This window comes from Arthrobacter sp. Y3225209 (genome assembly GCF_059090685.1).
Genome location: NZ_JBNHFW010000023.1, coordinates 1 through 21,473 on the forward strand (window position 1 = coordinate 1; position 21,473 = coordinate 21,473).

The following is a 21,473-nucleotide window of genomic DNA, read 5'->3' on the forward strand; positions in this document are numbered from 1 at the left end:
GGTGCTGGACTGCCTGCCGGCGGCCGTACCTGCTGCGGCAGGGCACGGCCTGCACGACGCCGGCCCCGCCCTGTTCCTGGCGCACCTTGCGGCAGTGGTCCTCACAACTCTGGCACTGGCCCGCGGCGAAGATGCGCTGCACGCAGCTGCGGCCTGGCTGCGCCCGCTGTTCACCGCTCCGGTGCCCCACACCTTCCGGATCATTCGCCCCGCGGCCGTTCCTGCACCGACGCCCGGCCGGGCCCGCTCCCGGCACTGCCCCGCCCGCCCGGTGCGCGGACCGCCGTCGTACGCCTTGGCCTAAACCCTTTTCCTTATCCCTTGCCGCAATCTGCGGCTCCCGGCGCCCCTGCGCGCCATTGAAAGGCTTACCCATGCGTACCCGCACCTCTGCCCTGCTTGCCGCCGGCGGCACCGCCGCCCTGATGACCCTGGGCCTCGGCTCTGCCGCTGCCCACGTCCACGTCACTCCGGACACCACGGGCGCCGGCGACACGGCCCTGCTCACCTTTGACCTCTCGCACGGCTGCGAAGGCTCCCCCACCACGGCCCTGACCTTCACGCTTCCCGATGAGCTGACGGATGCCACTCCCACCGCGCACGCAGGCTGGGACGTCAAAAAGGTCACCGAGGAACTCTCCGAACCCCGGACCCTGCCCAACGGCTCACAGGTCAGCACGCGCACCAGCGCCGTGGTGTACACCGCCAAGGACCCGTTGGCCGACGGCGTGCGGGACACCTTTACGCTCAGCGTCACGCTGCCGGAGGATGAGGGCGCCACCCTGGCTTTCCCCGTCCTGCAGACCTGCACCGAGGGCGAAACCGATTGGGCGCAGGTGCCCGCGGAGGGGCAGTCCGCGCACGATCTGGACTCACCTGCCCCGGTGGTAACCATCACGGAGGCCGACGACGACCACAACGGCGGGCACGGTGACGACCACGGCACACCTGCCGGCTCCGACCGGGAAGATGCGGAGGAGCGGGACGACGATACCGAGGCCGCCGCAATTGCCGGGTACACCGGACTGGGTGCCGGGCTGCTTGGCCTGGCCGCCGGCGTCACCGCACTGATCCGTACCCGGGGCCGCAGCCGGGGCTAGCGCATTCCCGGGAACCCGTAACGGTTTTGCGTCTTTCCGCCCCGCCCAGCGGGGCGGATTGACGCACCCCCGGCGCCGGGACAGGGTGAGAGCATGAACACCCGAACCGCCGTTTCCCGCGCCGCTACAGCCCCAGCACGCAAGGCACTGACCCTGTTGGCCCTCCTCACCCTTTCCGGAGCGGCCCTGGCCGGCTGCGGTTCCGCGGACAGCGACGACGCCGGGTCCAGTTCCCCCTCCCCCACCGCTACTGCCAGCGCCCCGTCCGCGGCGCCTTCCACATCCGCTGCACCAAGCACCCCCGCGGCTGAACCCAGCACCGGGGCTGCGGCCGCCGGACCGGCCCCCTGCACGGCGGGCACACTTAGCGGCGCGGTGGAGGACGTCCCCGGCGGTGCGACCGGCGGCGGTGTGTACCGTGCCCTGGTGCTTACCAACACCTCGGCCGATGACTCCTGCACGCTGGCCGGCTACCCCGGCGTCTCCTACCTTGACGCGGCGGGCACCCAGGTGGGCGCACCCGCTGCCCGGACAGAAGGCACCCAGGCGGTTCCGGTCACCCTGGCCCCGGGCCAGTCCGCCGCCGCGGAACTGCAGGAAACCGTGGCACAGAAGTACGGCGAGTGCCAGGTACAGCCCACCGCCTCCCTGCTGGTGTACCCGCCGGAGGACACCGCGTCCCTGACCATCACCTACCCCTCCACCGGCTGCCTGAACCAGGACATTGAGCTGCTGCACATTGGGGTTCTGCAGGCCCGCTGATATTCGGCCTGCAGCCAAACCCGCGGCAGCGGCGGGGAAACTGTCGGCGCAGTGGGGAAGAATGGTGGCATGACATCGGCGTCCTCGGTGCAGGCCCTGTCCCGGCAGGCCCGGACCGTGCTCGGCAAGTTCACCCCAGCCACCCGGGAGTGGTTCGAGGGTGCCTTCGCCGCGCCCACACCGGCGCAGCTGGGCGCGTGGGACGCGGTGTCCGAAGGCGCCAACGCCCTGGTGGTTGCCCCTACCGGATCCGGCAAAACCCTGGCCGCGTTCCTCTGGGCGCTGGACAGCTTCATTGCCGCCGCGGCGCAGGACACAGATCCCACCCTGGACATTTCCCTGCCTGCCGAGACCAAGGTCTCCGGGTCCCGGCGCGCCAAGGAACCCAAACGTAAAACCAAGGTGCTGTACATTTCGCCGCTGAAGGCCCTGGGCGTGGACGTGGAGCGCAATCTGCGGGCCCCGCTGATCGGCATTACGCAGACCGCCAAACGGCTCGGCCTGCCGGCGCCGTCCATCACCGTGGGCGTACGCTCCGGCGATACCCCGCAGAATGAGCGCCGCGCCCTGCTGACCCGGCCGCCGGACATCCTGATCACCACGCCGGAGTCCCTGTTCCTGATGCTGACCTCGCAGGCCAGGGAAACCCTCGCCGAGGTGGAAACCGTCATTGTGGATGAGGTCCACGCAGTGGCCGGCACCAAGCGCGGCGCACACCTGGCTGTGACTCTGGCCCGGCTGGACGCGATGCTGGAGAAGCCGGTGCAGCGGATCGGGCTCTCCGCCACCGTGGAACCGCATGAAACCGTGGCCCGCTTCCTGGGCGGCAATGCGCCTGTGCGGATCGTGGCGCCGGAGTCGAAGAAGAACTGGAACCTCACGGTCACGGTTCCGGTGGAGGATATGTCGGACCTGGGCGGCGCTCCGGCGGTCGAGGACACCGTTGAGGGCGGTTACGCTCCGCAGGCGAGCATCTGGCCGCATGTGGAGGAGAAGATTGTCGACCTTATTGAGGCCAACCGCTCCACCATTGTGTTTGCCAATTCCCGCAGGCTTGCCGAACGGCTGACCGCACGCCTGAACGAGATCCACGCCTACCGGCTGGAGGCAGCCGCCGCGGCCACCGGGACCGACGACGCCGCGCCCGCTCCGCGTACAGGAACCTCCCGTCCGCCGGCCCAGCTCATGGCCCAGTCCGGGGTCTCGGTCCTGCGCCGCGAGGACCTGGCGGTTGACGACGACGGACCCCTCCTCGCCCGCGCCCACCACGGCTCGGTGTCCAAGGACCAGCGTGCCCTGATCGAGGATGACCTGAAATCCGGGCGGCTGCGCTGTGTGGTGGCCACCAGCTCGCTGGAACTTGGCATCGATATGGGCGCTGTGGACCTGGTGGTACAGGTGGAATCCCCGCCGTCCGTGGCCAGCGGACTGCAGCGCGTGGGCCGGGCCGGACACCAGGTCGGGGAAATCTCGCAGGGCGTGATGTTCCCCAAGCACCGCGGGGACCTGCTGAATTCCGCCGTCACCGCCGAGCGGATGCTGGCCGGGCAGATCGAGCCGCTGGCCATCCCGGCCAACCCGCTGGATATCCTGGCGCAGCAGACCGTGGCGGCCTGCGCCCTGGGTTCCATTGATGTGGAGGAATGGTTCGACGTCGTCCGCCGGTCCGCTCCGTTCGCCGGCCTTCCGCGCTCCGCGTTCGACGCCACCCTGGATCTGCTCTCCGGGCGCTATCCTTCCGACGAGTTCGCCGAGCTGCGCCCGCGGATTGTGTGGGACCGCACCGAAGGGACCATCACCGGCCGGCCCGGCGCCCAGCGGCTGGCGGTGACTTCCGGCGGCACCATCCCGGACCGCGGGCTTTTCGGCGTCTATCTGGTGGGTGATTCCGAAGGCAAAAACAGCCGCCGGGTCGGGGAACTCGATGAGGAGATGGTCTATGAGTCCCGGGTGGGAGACGTTTTCGCGCTTGGTGCCACCAGTTGGCGGATAGAGGACATCACCCATGACCGGGTGCTGGTTTCCCCCGCGTTCGGCCAGCCCGGCAAGCTGCCGTTCTGGCGCGGGGATTCCCTGGGCCGGCCGGTGGAACTCGGCCGTGCCCTGGGCGCCTTTGTCCGGGAAATGGCCGGCTCGGAGGACGCCGCTGCCCGCGAACGGCTGGCCGCCGTCGGGCTGGACGAGTGGGCCGCAGGAAACCTGATCACCTACCTGCGCGAACAGCAGCAGGCCACGGACGTGGTGCCCAACGATAAATCCCTGGTGGTGGAACGCTTCCACGATGAGCTCGGCGACTGGCGGGTGGTCCTGCACAGCCCGTATGGCATGCCGGTCCACGCGCCCTGGGCACTGGCAGTGGGGGCCCGGCTGCATGCGAAGTACGGGCTGGACGGCTCGGCGATGGCCTCCGATGACGGCATTGTGCTGCGGGTACCGCTGATGGAGGATGAACCGCCCGGCGCCGAGCTGTTCCTTTTCGATCCCGAGGAACTCGACTCCATTGTCACCGCCGAGGTGGGCGGGTCCGCCCTGTTCGCCTCGCGTTTCCGCGAATGCGCGGCGCGCGCCCTGCTGCTGCCGCGGCAGAACCCGTCCAAGCGGACCCCGCTCTGGCAGCAGCGGCAGCGTTCCGCCCAGCTGCTGGATGTCGCCAAGAAGTACCCGACTTTTCCCATCGTGCTTGAAACCGTGCGCGAATGCCTGCAGGACGTCTACGATCTGCCGGCTTTGAAAGACATTGCGGCCGGGATCGAGCGGCGTGAGATCCGGCTGGTGGAAACCACCACCCCCTCGGCGTCCCCTTTCGCCCGGTCCCTGCTCTTCGGCTATGTTGGCGCCTTCCTCTACGAGGGTGACTCCCCGCTGGCCGAACGCCGGGCCGCCGCCCTGTCTCTGGACCCGACGCTGCTCAATGAGCTGCTGGGCCGGGCCGAGCTGCGCGAACTGCTGGACGCACGGATCATTCACCGGATCCAGCAGGAGCTGCAGCGCCTGGCTCCGGACCGCAAGGTCCGCGGATTGGAAGGCGTGGCCGACCTGCTGCGCCTGCTCGGTCCGCTGTCCGTTCCCGAGGTGGCTGCCCGGCTGCAGCCTGCGGAACCCGGCCCGGAAGGCAGCACCCCCGAACCGGCATCCCAGGACTACGCCGAGGAGCTGCTGGAGGCACTGGTCCGCGCCAATCGTGCCCTGAAGATCGGCATGGCCGGTACCACCCGGTACGCCGCCATTGAAGACGCCGCCCGGCTGCGCGATGCCCTGGGTGTTCCGCTGCCCATGGGTGTTCCGCTCGCCTTCATTGAGCCGGTGGCGGATCCGCTGGGGGACCTGGTGGGCCGCTACGCGCGCACGCATGGCCCCTTCACCGCGGCCGAGGCTGCGGCGCGGCTGGGCCTGGGTGTTGCGGTGGTGACCGGCACCCTGCAGCGGCTGGCGGGCGAAGGCCGGGTGGCTGAAGGCGAATTCCGGCCGGCGGAAACCCTGCTGCTGGACGCCAACGACGGCGTGGATTCCACTCCCGCCGCCACCGTCACCGTCCCGGGCACCCCGGGCGGCACCGAATGGTGTGACGTGGAGGTGCTGCGGCGGCTGCGGCGCAGCTCGCTGGCGGCACTGCGTTCCGAGGTGGAACCGGTGGACCCCGCCACCTACGGCCGGTTCCTTCCCGTGTGGCAGAACGTGGGAACCGGGCTGCGCGGGCTCGACGGCGTGGCCACCGTAATTGACCAGCTCTCCGGCGTGCCCATTCCGGCATCGGCCTGGGAGCCGCTGATCCTCGGGTCCCGGGTGCGGGACTATGCTCCGGCCATGCTGGATGAGCTGACCGCCACCGGCGAGGTCCTCTGGTCCGGCCACGGGTCCCTGCCCGGCAACGACGGCTGGATAGCCCTGCACCTGGCGGAGAACGCCCCGCTGACCCTGAACCCGTCTCCGGACTTCGAGCCGGGTGCCCTGCACCAGCGGCTGCTGGAAATCCTGGGCAACGGCGGCGCGTACTTCTTCCGCCAGCTCAGCGATACCCTCGCAGCGGTAGGGCCCGCCGAAACCGATGCCAATATTGTCTCCGCCCTGTGGGAACTCACCTGGGCGGGACAGATCAGCAATGACACGTTCACGCCGGTGCGTTCCCTGCTCTCGGGCGGGAAAACAGCGCATAAACAGCGGGCTGCCACCCCGCGGGCACGCACCGCGCGGATGGGACGGCTGGGCCGGGCACCGGGCGCTTCGCTCACGGGCAGTTCAATGCGCCTTGCCGCCGGAGGCACGGCCGCTGCGGCGCTGCGGAACGCCCCGCCGCTGGTTGCCGGACGCTGGAGCCTGCTTCCGCCCGTGGAGGCCGACGCCACCCTGCATGCGCACGCCACCGCCGAGCTGATGCTGGACCGCTACGGTGTGGTCACGCGCGGCTCGGTGGCCAGCGAGGGAACCGTGGGCGGCTTTGCCCTGCTCTACCGGGTCCTCGCCCGGCTGGAGGAAATGGGCAGGTGCCGGCGCGGCTACTTCATTGAACAGCTCGGTGCGGCCCAGTTTGCCGTTCCCGCTACGGTGGACCGGCTGCGGTCCTACTCCGAAGATGCCCAGCTCAAAGCCCCCGAACCCGCCGCCGTCGCCCTCGCTGCCACGGACCCGGCCAACCCGTACGGCGCCGCCCTGCCCTGGCCGTCGCTGGACGGCGGGCACCGGCCCGGCCGCAAGGCCGGCGCGCTGGTGGTTCTGGTGGACGGCAACCTGGCCCTCTATGCCGAACGCGGCGGGAAAACCCTGCTGACCTTCACGGAGGATCCGGAGCTGCTGCAGCTCTCCGCCGCCGCCCTGGTCCAGATCATCCGGCGCGGTGCCGCGGAGAAAATGGCCATCGAGAAGGTCAACGGTGCGGATATCTTGGACACCGAGGCAGCTCGGGCATTGACCGCCGCCGGTTTCTACACCACTCCCAAGGGGCTGCGGTACCGTGTCTGAGACTTCCCTGCGGAATCCGGAAAGGAGACGGCGTGCCTGAAGGCGATACCGTCTGGCGGGCCGCCCGCGATCTCAACGCCGCACTGGCCGGCCAGGAGCTTACCCGGTGCGATCTCCGGGTCCCCAAGTTTGCCACTACCGACTTCACCGGTGACACGGTGCAGGACGTCGTCTCCCGCGGCAAGCATCTGCTGATCCGCGGCGGCGATCCTGCGGAGGGCTGGATCCTGCACTCGCACCTGAAAATGGAAGGCCTCTGGCACGTATACCCCCGCGGCGGGAAGTGGCGACGGCCCGCGTTTAAGGCCCGCGCCGTGCTGGAAACCGCCACGCACCAAATAGTGGGCTTCGACCTGGGCTTCCTGCGCGTGGTGGCGCGGAAGGACGAGGACGACGCCGTGGGCTACCTGGGGCCCGACCTGCTGGGTCCGGACTGGGATGCGGAAGAGGCGCTGCGCCGGCTGCGGGCCGAACCCGACCGCCCCATTGGCCTGGCGCTGCTGGACCAGCGGATCATGGCCGGGGTGGGCAACGTGTACCGGTGCGAGCTGTGCTTCCTGGCCGGCGTGCATCCGAAAACCCCGGTTTCCCAGGTGCCGGATCTGTCCCGGCTGGTGGACCTGTCCAAACGGCTGCTCGAGGCGAACAAGAACCGGTCCCGCCGGATCACCACCGGTGCTGCGGGCCGGGACCAGCTATGGGTCTATCGCCGGGAGAAGCGCGGCTGCCTGCGCTGTGGCACCAAGGTGGCCCATGAGCTGTTCGGCGACAACGAGCTGGAGCTGCGGGACCTGTATTACTGCCCGCACTGCCAGCCCCTGCGGGGTTAGTTTTCCGACCGGTTCGGGTTTTTCCGCCCGGTTCGGGTTTTTCCGACCGGTTCCTGAGTTTCCGCCCGGTTTAAACGCGCCGGAAAGACGCAAAGTGGTCGAAAATCCGTAGTCCTGACGCAGCCGGGCCCGCTGGTTGGAAGGTTTCGTGCCCGCCGCTACCTCAGGTGCCGGGCGGCCCGCCGCACCGAGGCGCCGATACGTTCCAGCCGCTCCGAGTCCAGCTTCCACGCCTGCCAGTACAGCAGGACATCCTCATGGGCCCGGCCGTCCAGCAGCACCAGCGCTCCGTCGTCGAGGTTTGTCCCCAACTGCAGTTCCGGCAGCATGCCCCAGCCCAGTCCGGCGCGGACCGCAGCCAGGAACGCTTCAGAGGACGGGACGGTGTGCCGGGGCGGATCCCCCGTTGTACCGCGGACCCGCAGGAACCGGCGCTGCAGCTCATCCTTGGCGTTGAACCGAACCACGGGCATCGCTTCCCAGTCGATCCCGCCTGCTCCGGTAAAGCGTTCCCGGAGTTCCGGCGTGGCCACCGGGAGGTAGCGCATGGCCCCCAGCGGCTGGACCCGGCATCCGTTCACCGGGGCCGGTTCGGCGGTGACGGCGGCAATAACGTCGCCGCTGCGCAGGAGCCGGGCACTGTGGTCCTGATCTTCCACATGCAGGTCCAGTGTGCTGTCGGTCCAGCCGGCTGCATCCGAGAGGACCGGCAGGAACCAGGTGGCAAGGGAATCCGCATTCACGGCCACCGGCGTCGTGGCCCGGGTGGATGATCCGCCGGACAGTGTGTGCCGCGCTTCGGATTCCAGCAGCTGCACCTGCCGGGCCATCCTCAGCAGCACTGCCCCGGGCTCCGTGGGGGTACACGGTGCTCCGCGCCGGACCATGATCTGCCCCTCAGCATTTTCCAGCGCCTTGATGCGCTGGCTGACGGCCGAGGGGCTGATGTGCAGCCGGTCCGCGGCCGCTTCGAAGGTTCCCTCCTCGACGACGGCGGACAGGGCACGCAGATGTTCAAAGTTCATGAAGCAAAGCTAATGCATCCTGAAAAAGAATCGTTGGTCTGATTCGCATCGGAGAACTACGTTGGAAGCATGTGGAGCATAGCGGCAACCGGCATGGTCACCGGACTGGGATTGATTGTGGCCATCGGGGCCCAGAACGCGTTTGTGCTGCGCCAGGGTCTGCGCCGGGAGCACATTGGAACCGTCACGGCCCTGTGCATCATCAGCGACGCACTGCTCATCTTCGGTGGGACTGCCGGGATCGGCGCACTGGTGAGCCGCTTTCCCGCAGCGCTGGAGATCCTCCGCTGGGGCGGCGCGGCCTACCTCACCTGGTGGGGTATCCGTTCCCTGGTTTCTGCCCTGCGCCCCTCGGCTCTGACCGCCCAGGCGCCGCGCAGCAAAGGCACCGTCATTCTGACCACTCTCGCGCTGACCTTCCTGAACCCGCACGTCTACCTGGATACGGTGGTGCTGCTGGGGAGTCTGGCGAACCAGTACGGACCGGACGCCCGATGGACTTTCGCCGCGGGCGCCGCCGTCGGCAGCCTTCTCTGGTTCACGGCACTGGGCTACGGCGCGCGCTCACTGTCCGGTGTGCTGAACCGGCCGAGGACCTGGCAGGTGGTGGACCTGCTGATCGGCATTGTCATGCTGGTCCTGGCCGCGCGGCTGGTGCTGGGCTGAGGAAACCCCGGCAGGGTCCGGCACCGCCGCAGCCCGGTGCCGCCCCGTAATAAAACGGCGTCCGGGCCGGCGGACGTGGAAGCATTTCCTCCATGACTGATGAACCGTACCGCCTGCTGCACACCGCCCCTCCGGTGGAGGCCTACCTCCGGTTGCGCGCGGAGTCCGGGCTCAGCCCGAAGCGGGCGGACCAGGCCCGGGCGGCCCTGCCCGGCAGCTGGGCCGCCGTCCACATTGTCGAAACAGCCACCGGGACGCCGGTGGCCATGGGACGGGTGATCGGTGACGGCGGCTGGTACTTCCATATTGCGGATATGGCCGTGCTGCCCGGCCACCAGCGGCAGGGACTGGGCGACCGCGTGCTCACCGAGCTGCTGGCCCAAATTCGGGCCGAAGCCCCGGCCGGCGCCTGGGTCACGCTGATGGCGGATCCGCCCGGACGGCGCCTGTATGCCCGGCACGGTTTCCTCTAAACCGCGCCGGACTCCCTGGGCATGGCCCTGACCCTGTAATCAAGACGTGCGAGGCCTGTTGTCCGGGGCCGTGGTGGTGCGGGCCTGAGCCGTCTTCGTACGGGTGCCAAGGGACGGGATGTTCAGGGCGGCCACAGCGATGCTGCAGACCAGCAGCGCCATCCAGACCCACCCGCCCACGTGGCGGTAGGCGTTCGCAAAGTCCGCCGAGGCTGCGGACAGGATCGTGCCAACCACCGCGATGCCCAAGAGCTGACCGGTCTGCTTCGACGTCGAGAAGAGCGACGAGGCCAGACCCGCCTCCGAGTCGGGAAGCGCTGCGAGCTCCTCCACGCTGAGCGGATCGTTGAGCAGTCCGTAGCCGAAACCGAAGACCACGAACGACGCCGCCTCCACCCACAGCGAGCCGTCCGACCACAGCAGCAGCATCACCGAGCCCAGTGCCATGATCCCTCCACCCGCCACCAGGTCCTGCCCCGCCCGACCGGCCGCAACGATCCGCCCGGACAGCTGGGCAGAGACCAGTGCGGCGATTGCGAGCGGAAGGAGGAAGATGCCCGCTTCCAGCGCGCTCTCCCCGCGGATCGAGCGCAGATACTGCGGGGCGATGTAGAAGAACCCGGCGGCGGCGGCGAAGCCGATGATCGAGGTGAGCGACGCCCGGACGAAAGGGCGGTCAGCGAAGAGGCGGAGCGGGATCAGGGGATCCGGGCGGCGCCGGGCACGCAGCAGCCAGACGATGAGGAGGACGGCCGCGGCCCCGAGCGAGATCAGGATCGGTGCAGAGGTCCAGCCCAGCTGTGTGCCCTCGATCATCGCGAAGGCCAGCGCGGCGAGGAACCCCGACACCAGTAGCTGCCCTACGACATCGAACGGGAGCGGCGAGGGGTTGCGCGACTCCCTGACGGCAATTGGCACCAGGGCCAGGCCGATGAGGGCTACCGGGACGCTCATCCAGAACACGCCGCGCCATCCGAAGAACTCGCTGACGACGCCCCCGATGAAGGGTCCTGCGGCCAGGGCGACGCCGCCGATCGCGGCCCACCACGCGATCGCGCGGACCCGCACAGCGGTGTCGGTCGACCGGGCAGAGACGGCGGCGAGCCCCGACGAGGCGAGCATGGCTGCGCCGACGGCCTGCACGACGCGGCCGACGATGAGCACGACAACATCGGGACTCAGCGCGCAGACGACGGAGCCGATCAGGATGACGGCGAGTCCGGCAAGCAGGATGCGACGGCGACCGAGTCGGTCCGCCATGTTGCCCGCCGCTGTCAGGAGGCAGGCGAATGCGAGGACGTAGACCCCGACCGTCCACTGCAGCATCGTCATCGAGGAGCCGAACTCCTTCGCGATGTCGGGCAGGACGATGCTCACGATCGAGCCGTTGACCGTCAGGACGAACTGCGCGATGCAGCACGCAATCAGCGCGACGACGGCTTTGCCCGCCGGCTTCATGAACGACCAGACGTGTGGACCGGGGCGAATGCTGCTTGCCGGCTGCACCCTGCGCGGTGACTCATGGCCCCAGTGTGGCACCACCCACAGCGGATGCGGAGCGGGTCCGGCGGAAAACTGCGTGTCTTCCAATAACCCGCTCCGCAGCCTCTCGGCATCGATCCCGCCGAACTTCCCTGGGCATGGCCCTGACCCTGTAGTCCCCCCGTCCCCCGCAAGCGCAGGTCAGGGGTGTTTCCCCGCGGACGAACGTGTGGCGGTCACCCAGCGCAGCAGTGAGTACAGCAGCTGTGAGGCCCCGGGCATAAACCCGGATCCGTGGTGGTACACCGGGTCCATGGTGGTCACCAGCAGACGGGCGGGCTGGTTGACCTCATCCACATACATCAGGGTCCCCACCTCGGCACCGTCCTCTTCCATGACCACCAGTGACCGGGCCCCGGGGCGCGGGTGCAGCAATCCGTGATGGTGCCAGGACACGGACCACGGGGTAAAGAACTCCCACATCGGGTCCTCCGGCAGCCGCAGCCGGGTGCCGTTGTCCTCGCCCGTGCGCCATTTCCAGAACACTGTGGGCCGGAAGGTGTAGCCAACACCGGGCAGCCATTGCTCCACCTTGTTTTCGCCCAGTACGATCACCGTTTTCCGCGGATCCTCCAGCGCCGCAAGCAGTGCCGGGACAAAACGCTCCAGCTGGCCCTGGTGCAGCCGGTCGCTGACCAGCACCACGTCCAGGTCCGCCAGCACTGCCGGATCAGCGTCCGGGAGGTACACGGATTCCAGCCGGTAGGGTGCCAGCGCCGGATCAGCAAGGGTGCGCAGCGGCTGGAAGGCGCCGCAGTGCAGCAGCCCGATCCGCGGCGCGGCACCCGGTGCGCGGGATTCGCGGGATTCGCGGGATTCGCGGGATTCGCGGGAAACCCTAGCATCGCGGGCTGCGCGGGCGACGGCGGCATCCGCCGGGGCGGCGGCGGGGAGAACGCGGACGACGGCGGCATCAGTGCCGCCGTTCTGCGCGCCGTTGCGCACGCTGGTCCCGCCGTCCCGTCCGCCATCGTTCCGTGCGCCGTCGTTCCGTCCCGCTTCGAGCCAGGCCACCAGGTTCGGGCCAAGCACCCGGGTGCTGTAGCCGTCGTCGCTGAAGCTCTCCAGGTCATTGCCGCCGTGCACCAGCACTTCGCCGGCGCCGATGCGGTAGGCGTAGTCCAGCGGCAGCCGGTAGGAGCCAATGCCGGTGATGACCTGGGCTCCTTCGGGCAGGTCCAGGTGGTAGCCGCGGCCGTAGAAACCGGCTACGCCTATCTCCTCCAGCCGCTCATAGCTGTGGATACCGGGCACGCCGGTGCGGTAGTGCAGGTCCCGGTCATCGATCCCGTTCCAGACCGGATGCTCGCTGACGGCGTGTGGACGGACATCCTGCGCACCGCGGAATTCCAGCTTCCGCCACACGGCCAGCCCGTCGATGAACGGCTTGACCACCTGGCCGTTGACCAGCACCCGGCCGCCGGAGCGGACAAAAGCCGTCAGTTCCTCCCGGTAGCGGCCCAGCAGCAGGTGGTCCACACCGCCGCTGATCACCAAGCCGTTGGCGGAGAGAATCCGGGCCCGCGCGGCGTCGTTGGTCAGGTCGTAGGCATCGGCGTCGGAGATGGCACCGCGCCAGGACGGGTCGGCCTGACCGCGCATGGGCGTGCCGCCGATCAGTCGGATAATCACGGAAGGTCCTTTCGGATAGGCAGGGGAAGGTCAATCAATGGTGCCCCGACGGCTTCGGGCACCGGGCAGGCGCGGCAGGACGGGCCGAAGTCCGGGACCGCGATCACGCGTTCGCCCGAGACGGTTCCCACGGTGGGGGTGCAGATGGGCAGGCCGTACACCTCGGACAGGGCGGGGCCGGTAAGCAGTTCATCGGTGGGACCCCAGCGGACGTCATGGCTGCCGACAAACAGCAGCGCATTTTTGGACACGTGCAGGGCGTGGTCCGGGTGGTGGGTGGTCATGATGATGCCCATACCGTCGGAGGCCAGGCCGGACAGTACCGCCAGCACGCGGGACTGGTTGTTCAGGTCCAGGGCGGAGGCCGGCTCGTCCAGGATCAGCAGCTCGCAGCCGGAGGCCACCGCCCGGGCAATCAGTACCAGCTGCCGCTGCCCTCCGGACAGCTCGGAGTATTCCCGTTCCGCCCAGGCGGCCACGCCCACCCGCTCCATGGCGGCCTCGGCGGCGTCATGGTCCTCGCGCCGCGGAGTCTGGTAGGCCCGCAGGTGCCGGGTGCGGCCCATCAGCACCATTTCGGCGACGCTGAAGGAAGGCCCTGCGCCGTGGTCCTGCGGCACGTAGCCGATCCCCGGGGCGCAGGACACGGATCCTTCGCGCGGGGCCAGCAGTCCGGCCAGGCATTTGAGCAGCGTGGTCTTGCCCCGGGCGTTGGGCCCCAGGATGGAAAGGATTTCGCCGGGCTGCAGTGTGAAGCCCAGGTTGCGGAACAGCCAGGGCCGCAGCCGTGAGTAGCGGAACCCCAGGTCCGCCACCTGCATCAGCGGGTCCTGCCCCTGGTTTCCGGACGCGGGGCGCGGCATGGAAAGTACGGTCATGAGACCTGCCCTTTCTTCTGTGATCGGGCCAGCAGCGCCACGAAAACGGGCGCGCCGATAATGGCGGTGAGGATGCCCAGAGGCAGTTCGCTGCTGGTGATGGAGCGGCTGAGGGTGTCAATGAGCATCAGGTACGTGCCGCCCAGCAGCAGCGACGCCGGCAGCAGCACCCGGTGATCCGGCCCCACCCAGAGCCGGGCCAGATGCGGAACCACCAATCCCACCCAGCCGACGGCGCCGGCCACGGCCACTGTCCCGGCGGTCATCAGGGCGACGGCGCACAACAGCAGCACGCGCGAACGCTGCGGGTTCACGCCCAGCGCGGCGGCGTCGTCGTCGCCCAGCGAGAGCACGTTCAGCCGCCAGCGCAGGGCGAGCACGACGGCGGCGCCCAACGCCACCGGGACCAGGGCGGTGAGCACCTTGTCATAGCTCGCTGCGGCAATGGAGCCCAGCAGCCAGTGCACAATCGAGGGCAGTTCGGAGTACGGGTCCGCTATGTAGGTCATAAAGGAGACCAGGGCGTTGAAGAAGGCTGCCACCACAATTCCGCCGAGCACAATCATGAGCATCGCGTTGTCCCGTCCGCCCAGCCGGCCCAGCAGCAGCACGCCGGCCAGGGCGGCGAGGCCGAACCCGAAGGCTCCGCCCACCATCCAGCCGCCGGAGAGGCCAAGGGTCAGTACCAGCACGCCGCCAAAGGATGCCCCGGCCGTGACGCCGATAATGTCCGGGCTGACCAGCGGGTTGCGGAACAGTGCCTGCAGGCAGGCACCTCCCAGCGAGAGTGCCCCGCCCACCAGGAAGGCCAGCAGCACGCGCGGAAGCCGCACGTCCAGGACCACGGTGGCTTCCTGGTCAGTCCAGGTCCGCCGGAGCATTCCCTCCCCGCCAAAGACGGTGGTGGCCTCATTGGCGAGGATGCGCAGGATCTCGTTCGGGGGAACCCAGTAGCGGCCGGCGGCCATGGACACCAGGGCCACCGCGCAGAGGATCAGGAAGCACAGCAGCAGGATCAGCCGGCGGCGTGCAGCTGTGGGGGTCCCGCGGCGTGCTCCGGCCGGTGGTGCGGGGACTTTCCGCGCGGGACCAGCGGCGGGTGCCGTGCCCATCTCAGCGGCGGAAGACGTCGTAGCCAACACTGGCACCGTTCATGTCCAGCCGCAGGGCGGCGTCGATCTGCCCTTCGGAGACGTCGTATCCGTAGAGGTAGCTGATCTTTTCCTTCATGGCGGCACGCAGTGTGTGGCCGGTGCGGTCGGGGTGGTAAATTTCCGCCGCCCACTGCCACATCAGCGGCGACTCGGCGCAGGGCACCTCCCAGCGGTAACCGCCCAGTGGGGCCTTGTAGACCCGGCGGTTCTTCACGGCGGACACCGAGGCAAGGGACTTGTCCGCATAGACCTCTGCAGGAGTGCGGGCGTCGAAGCCGCCCAGCGTGATGACCTCCGGATCCCATTCGATCAGCTGTTCGGCACTCACCACGTTCTCGGCGGAGATGTTGTCTGCGGCCATGTTCTGCCCGCCGGCCAGTTCCATCCAATAGTGCATGTAGGAGGTTTTGTTCGAGGCCGAATAGCCGTCACCGGACTGGCCCAGGTGCACCACCCGAACGGGCGTTGTGACGCCGGAAAGTTCCTCCTGCAGCCGCGAGATTTCGGTGTGCATCCAATCGACAATTTCGGTGCCGCGCCCTGGCTTGCCGAGGATGGTGGAGAACAGGGACACCCAGGTTTCCAGGTACTCCTGTGTGCCGTAGAGCAGGCAGACGGTCTTGAACCCGGCATTTTCGAGCGGCTCCACGAGGCCGTCGCCCTGGTCCGCCCACTGGAAAACAACGTCGGGTTCCAGGTCGGTGATGGTTTCAATGTTCGGCGTGAAGCTGGACGGGGAGATGGTGGTGGTCTTTTTTGATTCCGGGAACATCTCGCCGAACAGGCCCTGCTGGTTGGCCTGCAGGGTGGACTCATTGATGCCCACAATCCGGCCGTAGCCGCCGTCCACGGCAGCCAGCATGGACGGGGAGGGGATCACGGTGGTGGCGATTCGCTGCACCGGAGCGTCAAAGGACACCTGCACGCCGCGCATGTCCGTCACGGTGAAGCTTCCGGACCCGGCGGAGGCTGCCGGGTTGCCCGCACCCACGGTCTCCCGGGATGAGCAGGCGCCAAGCGCCAGGGCAAGGAAGCCCAGACCGGCTCCGCCAAGGACGGTTCGGCGCGAAGGCCCGATGGAGGACATGGACGGCGGGACGCTGGGTGCGGGCAAGGGTGTTCCTATCAGTCTGAAGTAAGGCGGTCCTAAATCGGACAAACAACATCAGACCACACCCGAACGCATTAGCTCATATTTTTATGTCCTAATTACAGTGTGAATTGTGTCGCACCGTTCCCTAGCCGGGCTAGCCTTCAGGAGGACTAGGATTGGGCGAATGGACATCCCCCAGCAGCCCGGCGATCAGGGCGGGTACTGGTACACCCCGGATCCGGAGCACCCTCGGGCCCGCGACGTACTCGACGCCGTGCGGAGCTACCGTGCCACCGAAACGCAGATCCGCCGGCGCACCCAGGACTCCATGGGCATGAATGAGAATGACCTGCTTGCCATGCGCTACCTCATGCAGGCACGCCAGGTGGGCGGAAGCCTGGGACCCAAGGATCTCAGCCGGCTGCTGGGCATTTCCACTGCCTCCACCACGGCGCTGATTGACCGCCTGGAACGCGGTGGCTATGTCCAGCGGCGCGCACGCCCGAATGACCGGCGGGCCTGGGAGATTGTCCCTACCGAAACGTCCGATGAGGAAGTCCGGGAGACCGTTGGGGACATGCACCGGCGCATGATGCAGGCGGCCGCCGAACTCTCCCCCGCCGAGGCCGACGTGGTCATCCGCTTTATGAACCGGCTGCGGGACGCGCTGCCTGAACCGCCCGCCGGCTAGCCCCGGCCGCAACCCACCCCATTCCGGCCACACACTTCCCGCCGCCTTATTTCCGCCGGCGCCACCGGCCGCGCCGCACCCGTACTGGACTTTCCGATCCCGCCGCAGGTATCTTAGCTTTTCTAATAACTAGACAAGCTAACTATCCATGGGGGAGCGGACAATGAGCGGCTCGGCGCCAGCGGCTATTCGGCATTCCCGGCCGGTGGCCGGACAGCCCCGTTCCGTCCCGTCCGGCCGCCCGGACTCGTCCGGTTTCAGTGCCCACGTTCTCCTCGACGGACGGTACTGCCTGGATGAACCCATCGGACGCGGCGCCGCCGCGTATGTCTGGCGGGCCACCGACCTTGCCTCGCTGGAGAAGGTGGCCGTGAAAATCTTCTCCGCTCCCCTGGGGCACGCACCCCAGGGCCACGAAGCCTCACGCGAGGCCGCCGTGCTGGCAGCGATACCCCATCCGCATGTGGTGGGGCTGTTGTCCCACGGCGCCATCAGCCACCCCGACACAGGTGCTCAGGCCCCCTATCTGGTGCTGGAGATGGTGCCCGGACGCAACCTGCGCCAGGACATTGCCAGCCACGGCGCCATGCAGCCTGCCGCCGCGGCACGGCTCGGCCGGGACGTGGCGGCCGGACTCTCCGCCATACATGCGGCCGGATATATCCATCGGGACATCAAACCGTCGAACATCCTGCTCGACCCGGGGACGGGGACCGCGAAGATTGCCGATCTGGGAACAGCCGTGGACGCCCAGGGCGGCGGGGAGCAGCAGTCCTACGGGAGCCTGCCGTATATGAGTCCGGAACAGGTCCACGGAACAGACCTGACCGGCGCCACCGACGTGTACTCCCTGGGACTCGTCCTGCTGGAGTCCATCACGGGTGTCCGTGCCTTCGACCTGCCGCAGGTTGAATCCATGGTGGTCCGGACGGTCCGCGGCCCGGAGATTCCGGCCGCGCTGCCGGCCGGCTGGACGTCCCTGCTGACGGCGATGACGTCGCTTTCCTTCCGGGACCGCCCGACGGCGGAGGAATGCCGGACGGCGTTCACGGCCCTCCTTGCGGACTCGCCGGCACTGCGCGCCGCCTGACCACGACCGCCCGGTGAGCGCTCCCCGTCAGCCCAGCTTCCCGGCCATCCGGTTCCGCATCTGCACGCTCGCGTCATTGAGCCCGGCAATCTGCACTTCGGTTCCGCGCCGGCGGTACTTTTCCGTGACCGCATCCAGGGCGGCCACCGTGGAAGCGTCCCAGACATGCGAACCGCTGAGGTCAATGACCACACGGGCGGGATCGCGGACATACTCAAACTGGGAGTAGAGATCATTCGAGGAGGCGAAGAACAACTCGCCGTTGACCGTGTAGGTGGCCACGGCGCCGTCGTCGTCAACCATGCGGTCCACGGTGACGAAGTGGGCCACCCGCCGGGCGAAGAGCACCATGGCCACGAGCACGCCGACGCCGACGCCGATGGCCAGGTTGTGGCTCCAGACCGTGACGGCCACGGTGGCGAGCATAACGGCGGTCTCGCTCTTCGGCATCATCTTCAGTGTGGACGGGCGGATGCTGTGCCAGTCGAAGCTGGCCACCGCCACGAAGATCATCACGGCCACCAGGGCGGCCATGGGAATGACCGCCACAACATCGCCGAACACCACCACCAGTACCAGCAGGAACACGCCGGCGAGGAAGGTGGAAATCCGGGTGCGGGCGCCCGAGGCCTTTACGTTGATCATGGTCTGCCCGATCATCGCGCAGCCGCCCATCCCGCCGAAGAATCCGGTCACAATGTTGGCCGCGCCCTGACCCCAGGCTTCCCGGGTCTTATTGGAGCGGGTGTCAGTGACGTCATCCACCAGCTTGGCCGTCATGAGGGATTCCAGCAGTCCGACAAACGCCACGGCCAGCGCGTAGGGGAAAATCACCTGCAGGGTGTCCAGGCTAAACGGGACGTCAGGCAGCAGCAGGGAGGGCAGGCTTTCCGGCAGTTCGCCTTTGTCCCCGACGGTCGGCACGGTCAGGGACGCTCCGACGGTAATGGCGGTGAGCACCACAATGGTCACCAGGGATGCCGGTACCGCTGTGGTGAGCCGGGGAAGGCCGAAGACAATCAGCAGCCCCAGCGCCACCAGCGGGTAGACCAGCCAGGGGACGCCCAGCAGCTCGGGCACCTGTGCAACGAGGATCAGGATGGCCAGCGCGTTGACGAAGCCCACCATGACCTGGCGGGGAATGAAGCGCATGAGTTTCGCCACCCCCAGCACGGCCAGCAGCACCTGGACGACGCCGGCCAGCAGCACGGCGGCAATCATGTAGTTCACGCCGTGGGATGCCACCAGCGGTGCGATGACCAGGGCCACGGCGCCGGTGGCGGCGGAGATCATTGCCGGGCGGCCGCCGAGGAAGGAAATGGTCACGGCCATGGTGAAGGCGGAGAACAGGCCGATGCGCGGATCCACCCCGGCAATCACGGAGAATGCCAGCGCCTCGGGGATCAGCGCCAGGGCCACGACAAGCCCGGCCAGGACCTCGGTTTTGAGCAGTTTTGGTGACCGCAGGGTGCGCAGGACGGACTGGCGCTCTTCGGGCGTCAGCGCCGTCGTCGTGCTCGGCTCAGCAGGAGGAATAACTGGTTTGGTGGCCACCGGGCTCCGTTTCGCAGGGTTCGCGGGCAGAAAGGCCCAGCCCAAATTTAAGCCCGGGCACCCGATATCCTGAAACCGTGATGCAATCCCCGCTTCCCGTGCGCAACGGAGTCAATGCCACCCGCCTGCGCCTGCCGTCAGAGGGGCCGTGGAAGACCGCCATGGACTATGTGCTGGAGCGTTTTGGCCATGTGGATCCGGACGGGATTGTGAACCGTTTTGAGCGCGGCGAGGTGGTGGGCCTGGGCGGTGTTCCGCTGACCGCAGCCACGCCCCTGAACGAGCACACCTTCATCTGGTACTACCGTGAGCTCCCGCCGGAAGAGCGGATACCCGTGGACATCGGCATCCTGCACCAGGACGAGAACCTGCTGGTGGTGGACAAGCCGCATTTCCTGCCGACGACGCCGGGCGGGATGTATGTGGCCGAGTCGGCTCTGGTGCGGCTCCGCGTGCAGTTGGGAATCCCGGACCTGATTCCGATGCACCGGCTGGACCGGATGACGGCCGGCGTGCTGCTGTTTTCCACCAACCCCGAGACCCGGGGCAGTTACCAGATCCTGTTCGAGAAACGGCGGATCAGCAAGGAGTACGAGGCCGTGGCCCCCGTCCGCGAGGACCTGGCGCTGCCGCTGACCGTCCGCAGCCGCATGATCAAGTCCCGCACCTACCTGCTGGCCCAGGAAGTGGACGGCGAGCCGAATGCGGAAACCCTGATTGAGCTGATGGAAAGCCGGGACGGACTGGGCCGGTACCGGCTGTCCCCGCACACCGGCAAAACCCACCAGCTCAGGGTGCATATGGCGTCCCAGGGCATCGGGATCCTCAACGATTCCTTCTACCCCGAGCTGCTGCCGCAGGCACCGGATGACTATTCCAAGCCGCTGCAGCTGCTGGCCCGTTCGGTGCGCTTTACGGATCCGCTGACCCGTGAGCCGGTGGAGTACCGCAGCCGGCTTTCCCTGGACGCTTTTCCCGGCTGATTCTTCCGGTGCCTACAGCACCGTCCAGCGTCCGCGCATCCGGCGGAGCACCCGGAGGTCCCGACCGTTGGCTACTTCCTCGACGGCGGCGCGCATGTTGATGGCCGCACGGCGGGCGCGGGAGTTTTCCACGGAGAATTCGTCATCCGGCACGGTGAACCGCAGCGTGATCCGCGGCACCCCGGAGACGATGTCCAGCTGGTTGGCCTCTACGTGGTGGGCCGATCCCAGGGCGGCGACGGCTGTTTCCATTACCGCTTCGGGCGGGTTGCCCGGCTTCAGACCGAGGATGTTCAACTGCACGCGGAAAGAAGGCATGGAACCAGCCTAGTGCCGCCCCGGGAGTGACCTTGGGCAGGAATTAGCGCTCTGCGTCCGGATCCGGCTCGTCTTCGGGATCAAAATCGGCCAGGGGGTTGCCGCCAAGGTGCGCCGGGTCGTCGCTGGCGTCTTCCTCGTCACCCACGGTCGGATCACCGAAATCAACGTCGGACGCCGCTTCGCCGATGGTGGGTTCCTCCGGCGGAATCTGGCTCTCGCCGTCGAGGAAGCGTTCCTCAGCCGTCTCCTCGCGCAGGGCCTGGTCGGAGAGGGCGCCGGGCTCATCCAGCGGAGCTTCGCCGCGGATCAGCGGGTCTGCCTGCCAGTTGTCGGGGTTGTCTTCGGCCGCGCCGGGATAGGTGTCTTCGGCCGCGCCGGGATAGGTGAGGTCTTCGGCGTCCGTCAGCTGGTCCTGCTCCAGCAGCTCGTCTTCGGAGACCACCGTCAGTTCGTCCGGGGTGGCAACCGCTGCGACGTCGTCGGCCAGAACCGGATCGTCGCCGAGTTCGGGATCAGGAATGCTCTGCTCGCTCATAAACCTTGCCTTTCACGTCCGGGAAACCGGACCGCAACCCGTGCGGCCCATTTAGTAAGCCTACTGATTCATCCGGGCCGGTGCCACCCGCAGGGGATGCGAACCGCCGGGTACACCCTGCTGTTCACTGCATCTGCAGGCCGGTTCCGCGCGCGTCATTATGCCCGTGCAACCCGGGATTGGGACAA

General features: G+C 68.1%; 18 protein-coding genes and 1 pseudogene. 10 read left to right on the top strand and 9 right to left on the bottom strand.

Annotation, left to right across the window (positions count from 1 at the left end; translation table 11 throughout):
* From AC5RVB_RS12520 to AC5RVB_RS12540, 5 genes and pseudogenes are all read left to right on the top strand, one after another.
* Positions 1-304: pseudogene (locus AC5RVB_RS12520) on the top strand (hypothetical protein); the annotation flags it as partial.
* Positions 305-374: 70 nt separating this feature from the next.
* Positions 375-1,100 carry a YcnI family copper-binding membrane protein gene (locus AC5RVB_RS12525; protein ID WP_290245871.1) on the top strand — a complete coding sequence of 242 codons (726 nt, stop codon included), beginning with the start codon at positions 375-377 and terminating at the stop codon, positions 1,098-1,100.
* A gap of 93 nt (positions 1,101-1,193) precedes the next feature.
* Positions 1,194-1,862: a DUF4232 domain-containing protein gene (locus AC5RVB_RS12530; protein WP_227904959.1), complete on the top strand. Its 669-nt coding sequence runs from the start codon at positions 1,194-1,196 to the stop codon at positions 1,860-1,862.
* A gap of 69 nt (positions 1,863-1,931) precedes the next feature.
* Positions 1,932-6,818, top strand: a complete 4,887-nt coding sequence (locus tag AC5RVB_RS12535) for an ATP-dependent helicase (protein ID WP_494142843.1) — start codon at positions 1,932-1,934, stop codon at positions 6,816-6,818.
* Positions 6,819-6,850: 32 nt separating this feature from the next.
* Positions 6,851-7,648 carry an Fpg/Nei family DNA glycosylase gene (locus tag AC5RVB_RS12540; protein ID WP_227904952.1) on the top strand — a complete coding sequence of 266 codons (798 nt, stop codon included), beginning with the start codon at positions 6,851-6,853 and terminating at the stop codon, positions 7,646-7,648.
* A gap of 158 nt (positions 7,649-7,806) precedes the next feature.
* On the opposite strand, the gene AC5RVB_RS12545 is transcribed toward AC5RVB_RS12540, so the two are convergent.
* A complete protein-coding gene (locus tag AC5RVB_RS12545) occupies positions 7,807-8,673 on the bottom strand; it encodes a LysR family transcriptional regulator ArgP (protein ID WP_494142844.1) in 867 nt (288 codons plus the stop codon).
* Between the two features lie 69 nt (positions 8,674-8,742).
* On the opposite strand from AC5RVB_RS12545, the gene AC5RVB_RS12550 reads away from it, so the two are divergent.
* Positions 8,743-9,339: a LysE/ArgO family amino acid transporter gene (locus AC5RVB_RS12550; RefSeq protein WP_290245866.1), complete on the top strand. Its 597-nt coding sequence runs from the start codon at positions 8,743-8,745 to the stop codon at positions 9,337-9,339.
* A gap of 92 nt (positions 9,340-9,431) precedes the next feature.
* A complete protein-coding gene (locus AC5RVB_RS12555; protein WP_494142845.1) occupies positions 9,432-9,812 on the top strand; it encodes a GNAT family N-acetyltransferase in 381 nt (126 codons plus the stop codon).
* A gap of 39 nt (positions 9,813-9,851) precedes the next feature.
* Here AC5RVB_RS12555 and AC5RVB_RS12560 read toward each other — a convergent pair whose 3' ends face one another.
* The 5 genes from AC5RVB_RS12560 to AC5RVB_RS12580 form a co-directional block, all read right to left on the bottom strand.
* Entirely contained in the window at positions 9,852-11,402 is a 1,551-nt protein-coding gene (locus AC5RVB_RS12560; RefSeq protein ID WP_494142846.1) for an MFS transporter, read from the bottom strand.
* Positions 11,403-11,495: 93 nt separating this feature from the next.
* On the bottom strand, positions 11,496-12,986 hold the full coding sequence (locus AC5RVB_RS12565) for a hypothetical protein (protein WP_494142847.1): 1,491 nt from the start codon (positions 12,984-12,986) through the stop codon (positions 11,496-11,498).
* On the bottom strand, positions 12,983-13,864 hold the full coding sequence (locus AC5RVB_RS12570; protein ID WP_227904940.1) for an ABC transporter ATP-binding protein: 882 nt from the start codon (positions 13,862-13,864) through the stop codon (positions 12,983-12,985). The genes AC5RVB_RS12565 and AC5RVB_RS12570 overlap by 4 nt, the downstream gene beginning before the upstream one ends.
* Positions 13,861-15,003, bottom strand: a complete 1,143-nt coding sequence (locus AC5RVB_RS12575; protein ID WP_494142848.1) for a FecCD family ABC transporter permease — start codon at positions 15,001-15,003, stop codon at positions 13,861-13,863. Before AC5RVB_RS12575 ends, AC5RVB_RS12570 begins: the two co-directional genes overlap by 4 nt.
* Positions 14,978-16,132, bottom strand: coding sequence for an ABC transporter substrate-binding protein (locus AC5RVB_RS12580; RefSeq protein ID WP_290245862.1), 1,155 nt, complete (start codon positions 16,130-16,132; stop codon positions 14,978-14,980). The genes AC5RVB_RS12575 and AC5RVB_RS12580 overlap by 26 nt, the downstream gene beginning before the upstream one ends.
* Positions 16,133-16,295: 163 nt before the next feature.
* Between AC5RVB_RS12580 and AC5RVB_RS12585 the strand changes: the two genes are divergently transcribed.
* Together AC5RVB_RS12585 and AC5RVB_RS12590 are read left to right on the top strand one after the other, a co-directional pair.
* Positions 16,296-16,802, top strand: coding sequence for a MarR family winged helix-turn-helix transcriptional regulator (locus AC5RVB_RS12585; protein WP_493991699.1), 507 nt, complete (start codon positions 16,296-16,298; stop codon positions 16,800-16,802).
* A gap of 205 nt (positions 16,803-17,007) precedes the next feature.
* Entirely contained in the window at positions 17,008-17,892 is an 885-nt protein-coding gene (locus AC5RVB_RS12590) for a serine/threonine-protein kinase (protein ID WP_494142849.1), read from the top strand.
* A gap of 27 nt (positions 17,893-17,919) precedes the next feature.
* Here AC5RVB_RS12590 and AC5RVB_RS12595 read toward each other — a convergent pair whose 3' ends face one another.
* Positions 17,920-19,446 (bottom strand): SulP family inorganic anion transporter, encoded by a 1,527-nt coding sequence (locus AC5RVB_RS12595; RefSeq protein WP_494142850.1) that lies wholly within the window; start codon positions 19,444-19,446, stop codon positions 17,920-17,922.
* 80 nt (positions 19,447-19,526) lie between these two features.
* Here AC5RVB_RS12595 and AC5RVB_RS12600 point away from each other — a divergent pair, with 80 nt between their 5' ends.
* On the top strand, positions 19,527-20,429 hold the full coding sequence (locus AC5RVB_RS12600; protein ID WP_494142867.1) for an RluA family pseudouridine synthase: 903 nt from the start codon (positions 19,527-19,529) through the stop codon (positions 20,427-20,429).
* 12 nt (positions 20,430-20,441) lie between these two features.
* On the opposite strand, the gene AC5RVB_RS12605 is transcribed toward AC5RVB_RS12600, so the two are convergent.
* Positions 20,442-20,747, bottom strand: coding sequence for a hypothetical protein (locus tag AC5RVB_RS12605; RefSeq protein WP_227904933.1), 306 nt, complete (start codon positions 20,745-20,747; stop codon positions 20,442-20,444).
* 43 nt (positions 20,748-20,790) lie between these two features.
* A complete protein-coding gene (locus tag AC5RVB_RS12610) occupies positions 20,791-21,285 on the bottom strand; it encodes a hypothetical protein (protein ID WP_494142851.1) in 495 nt (164 codons plus the stop codon).
* Between the last annotated feature and the right edge of the window lie 188 nt (positions 21,286-21,473).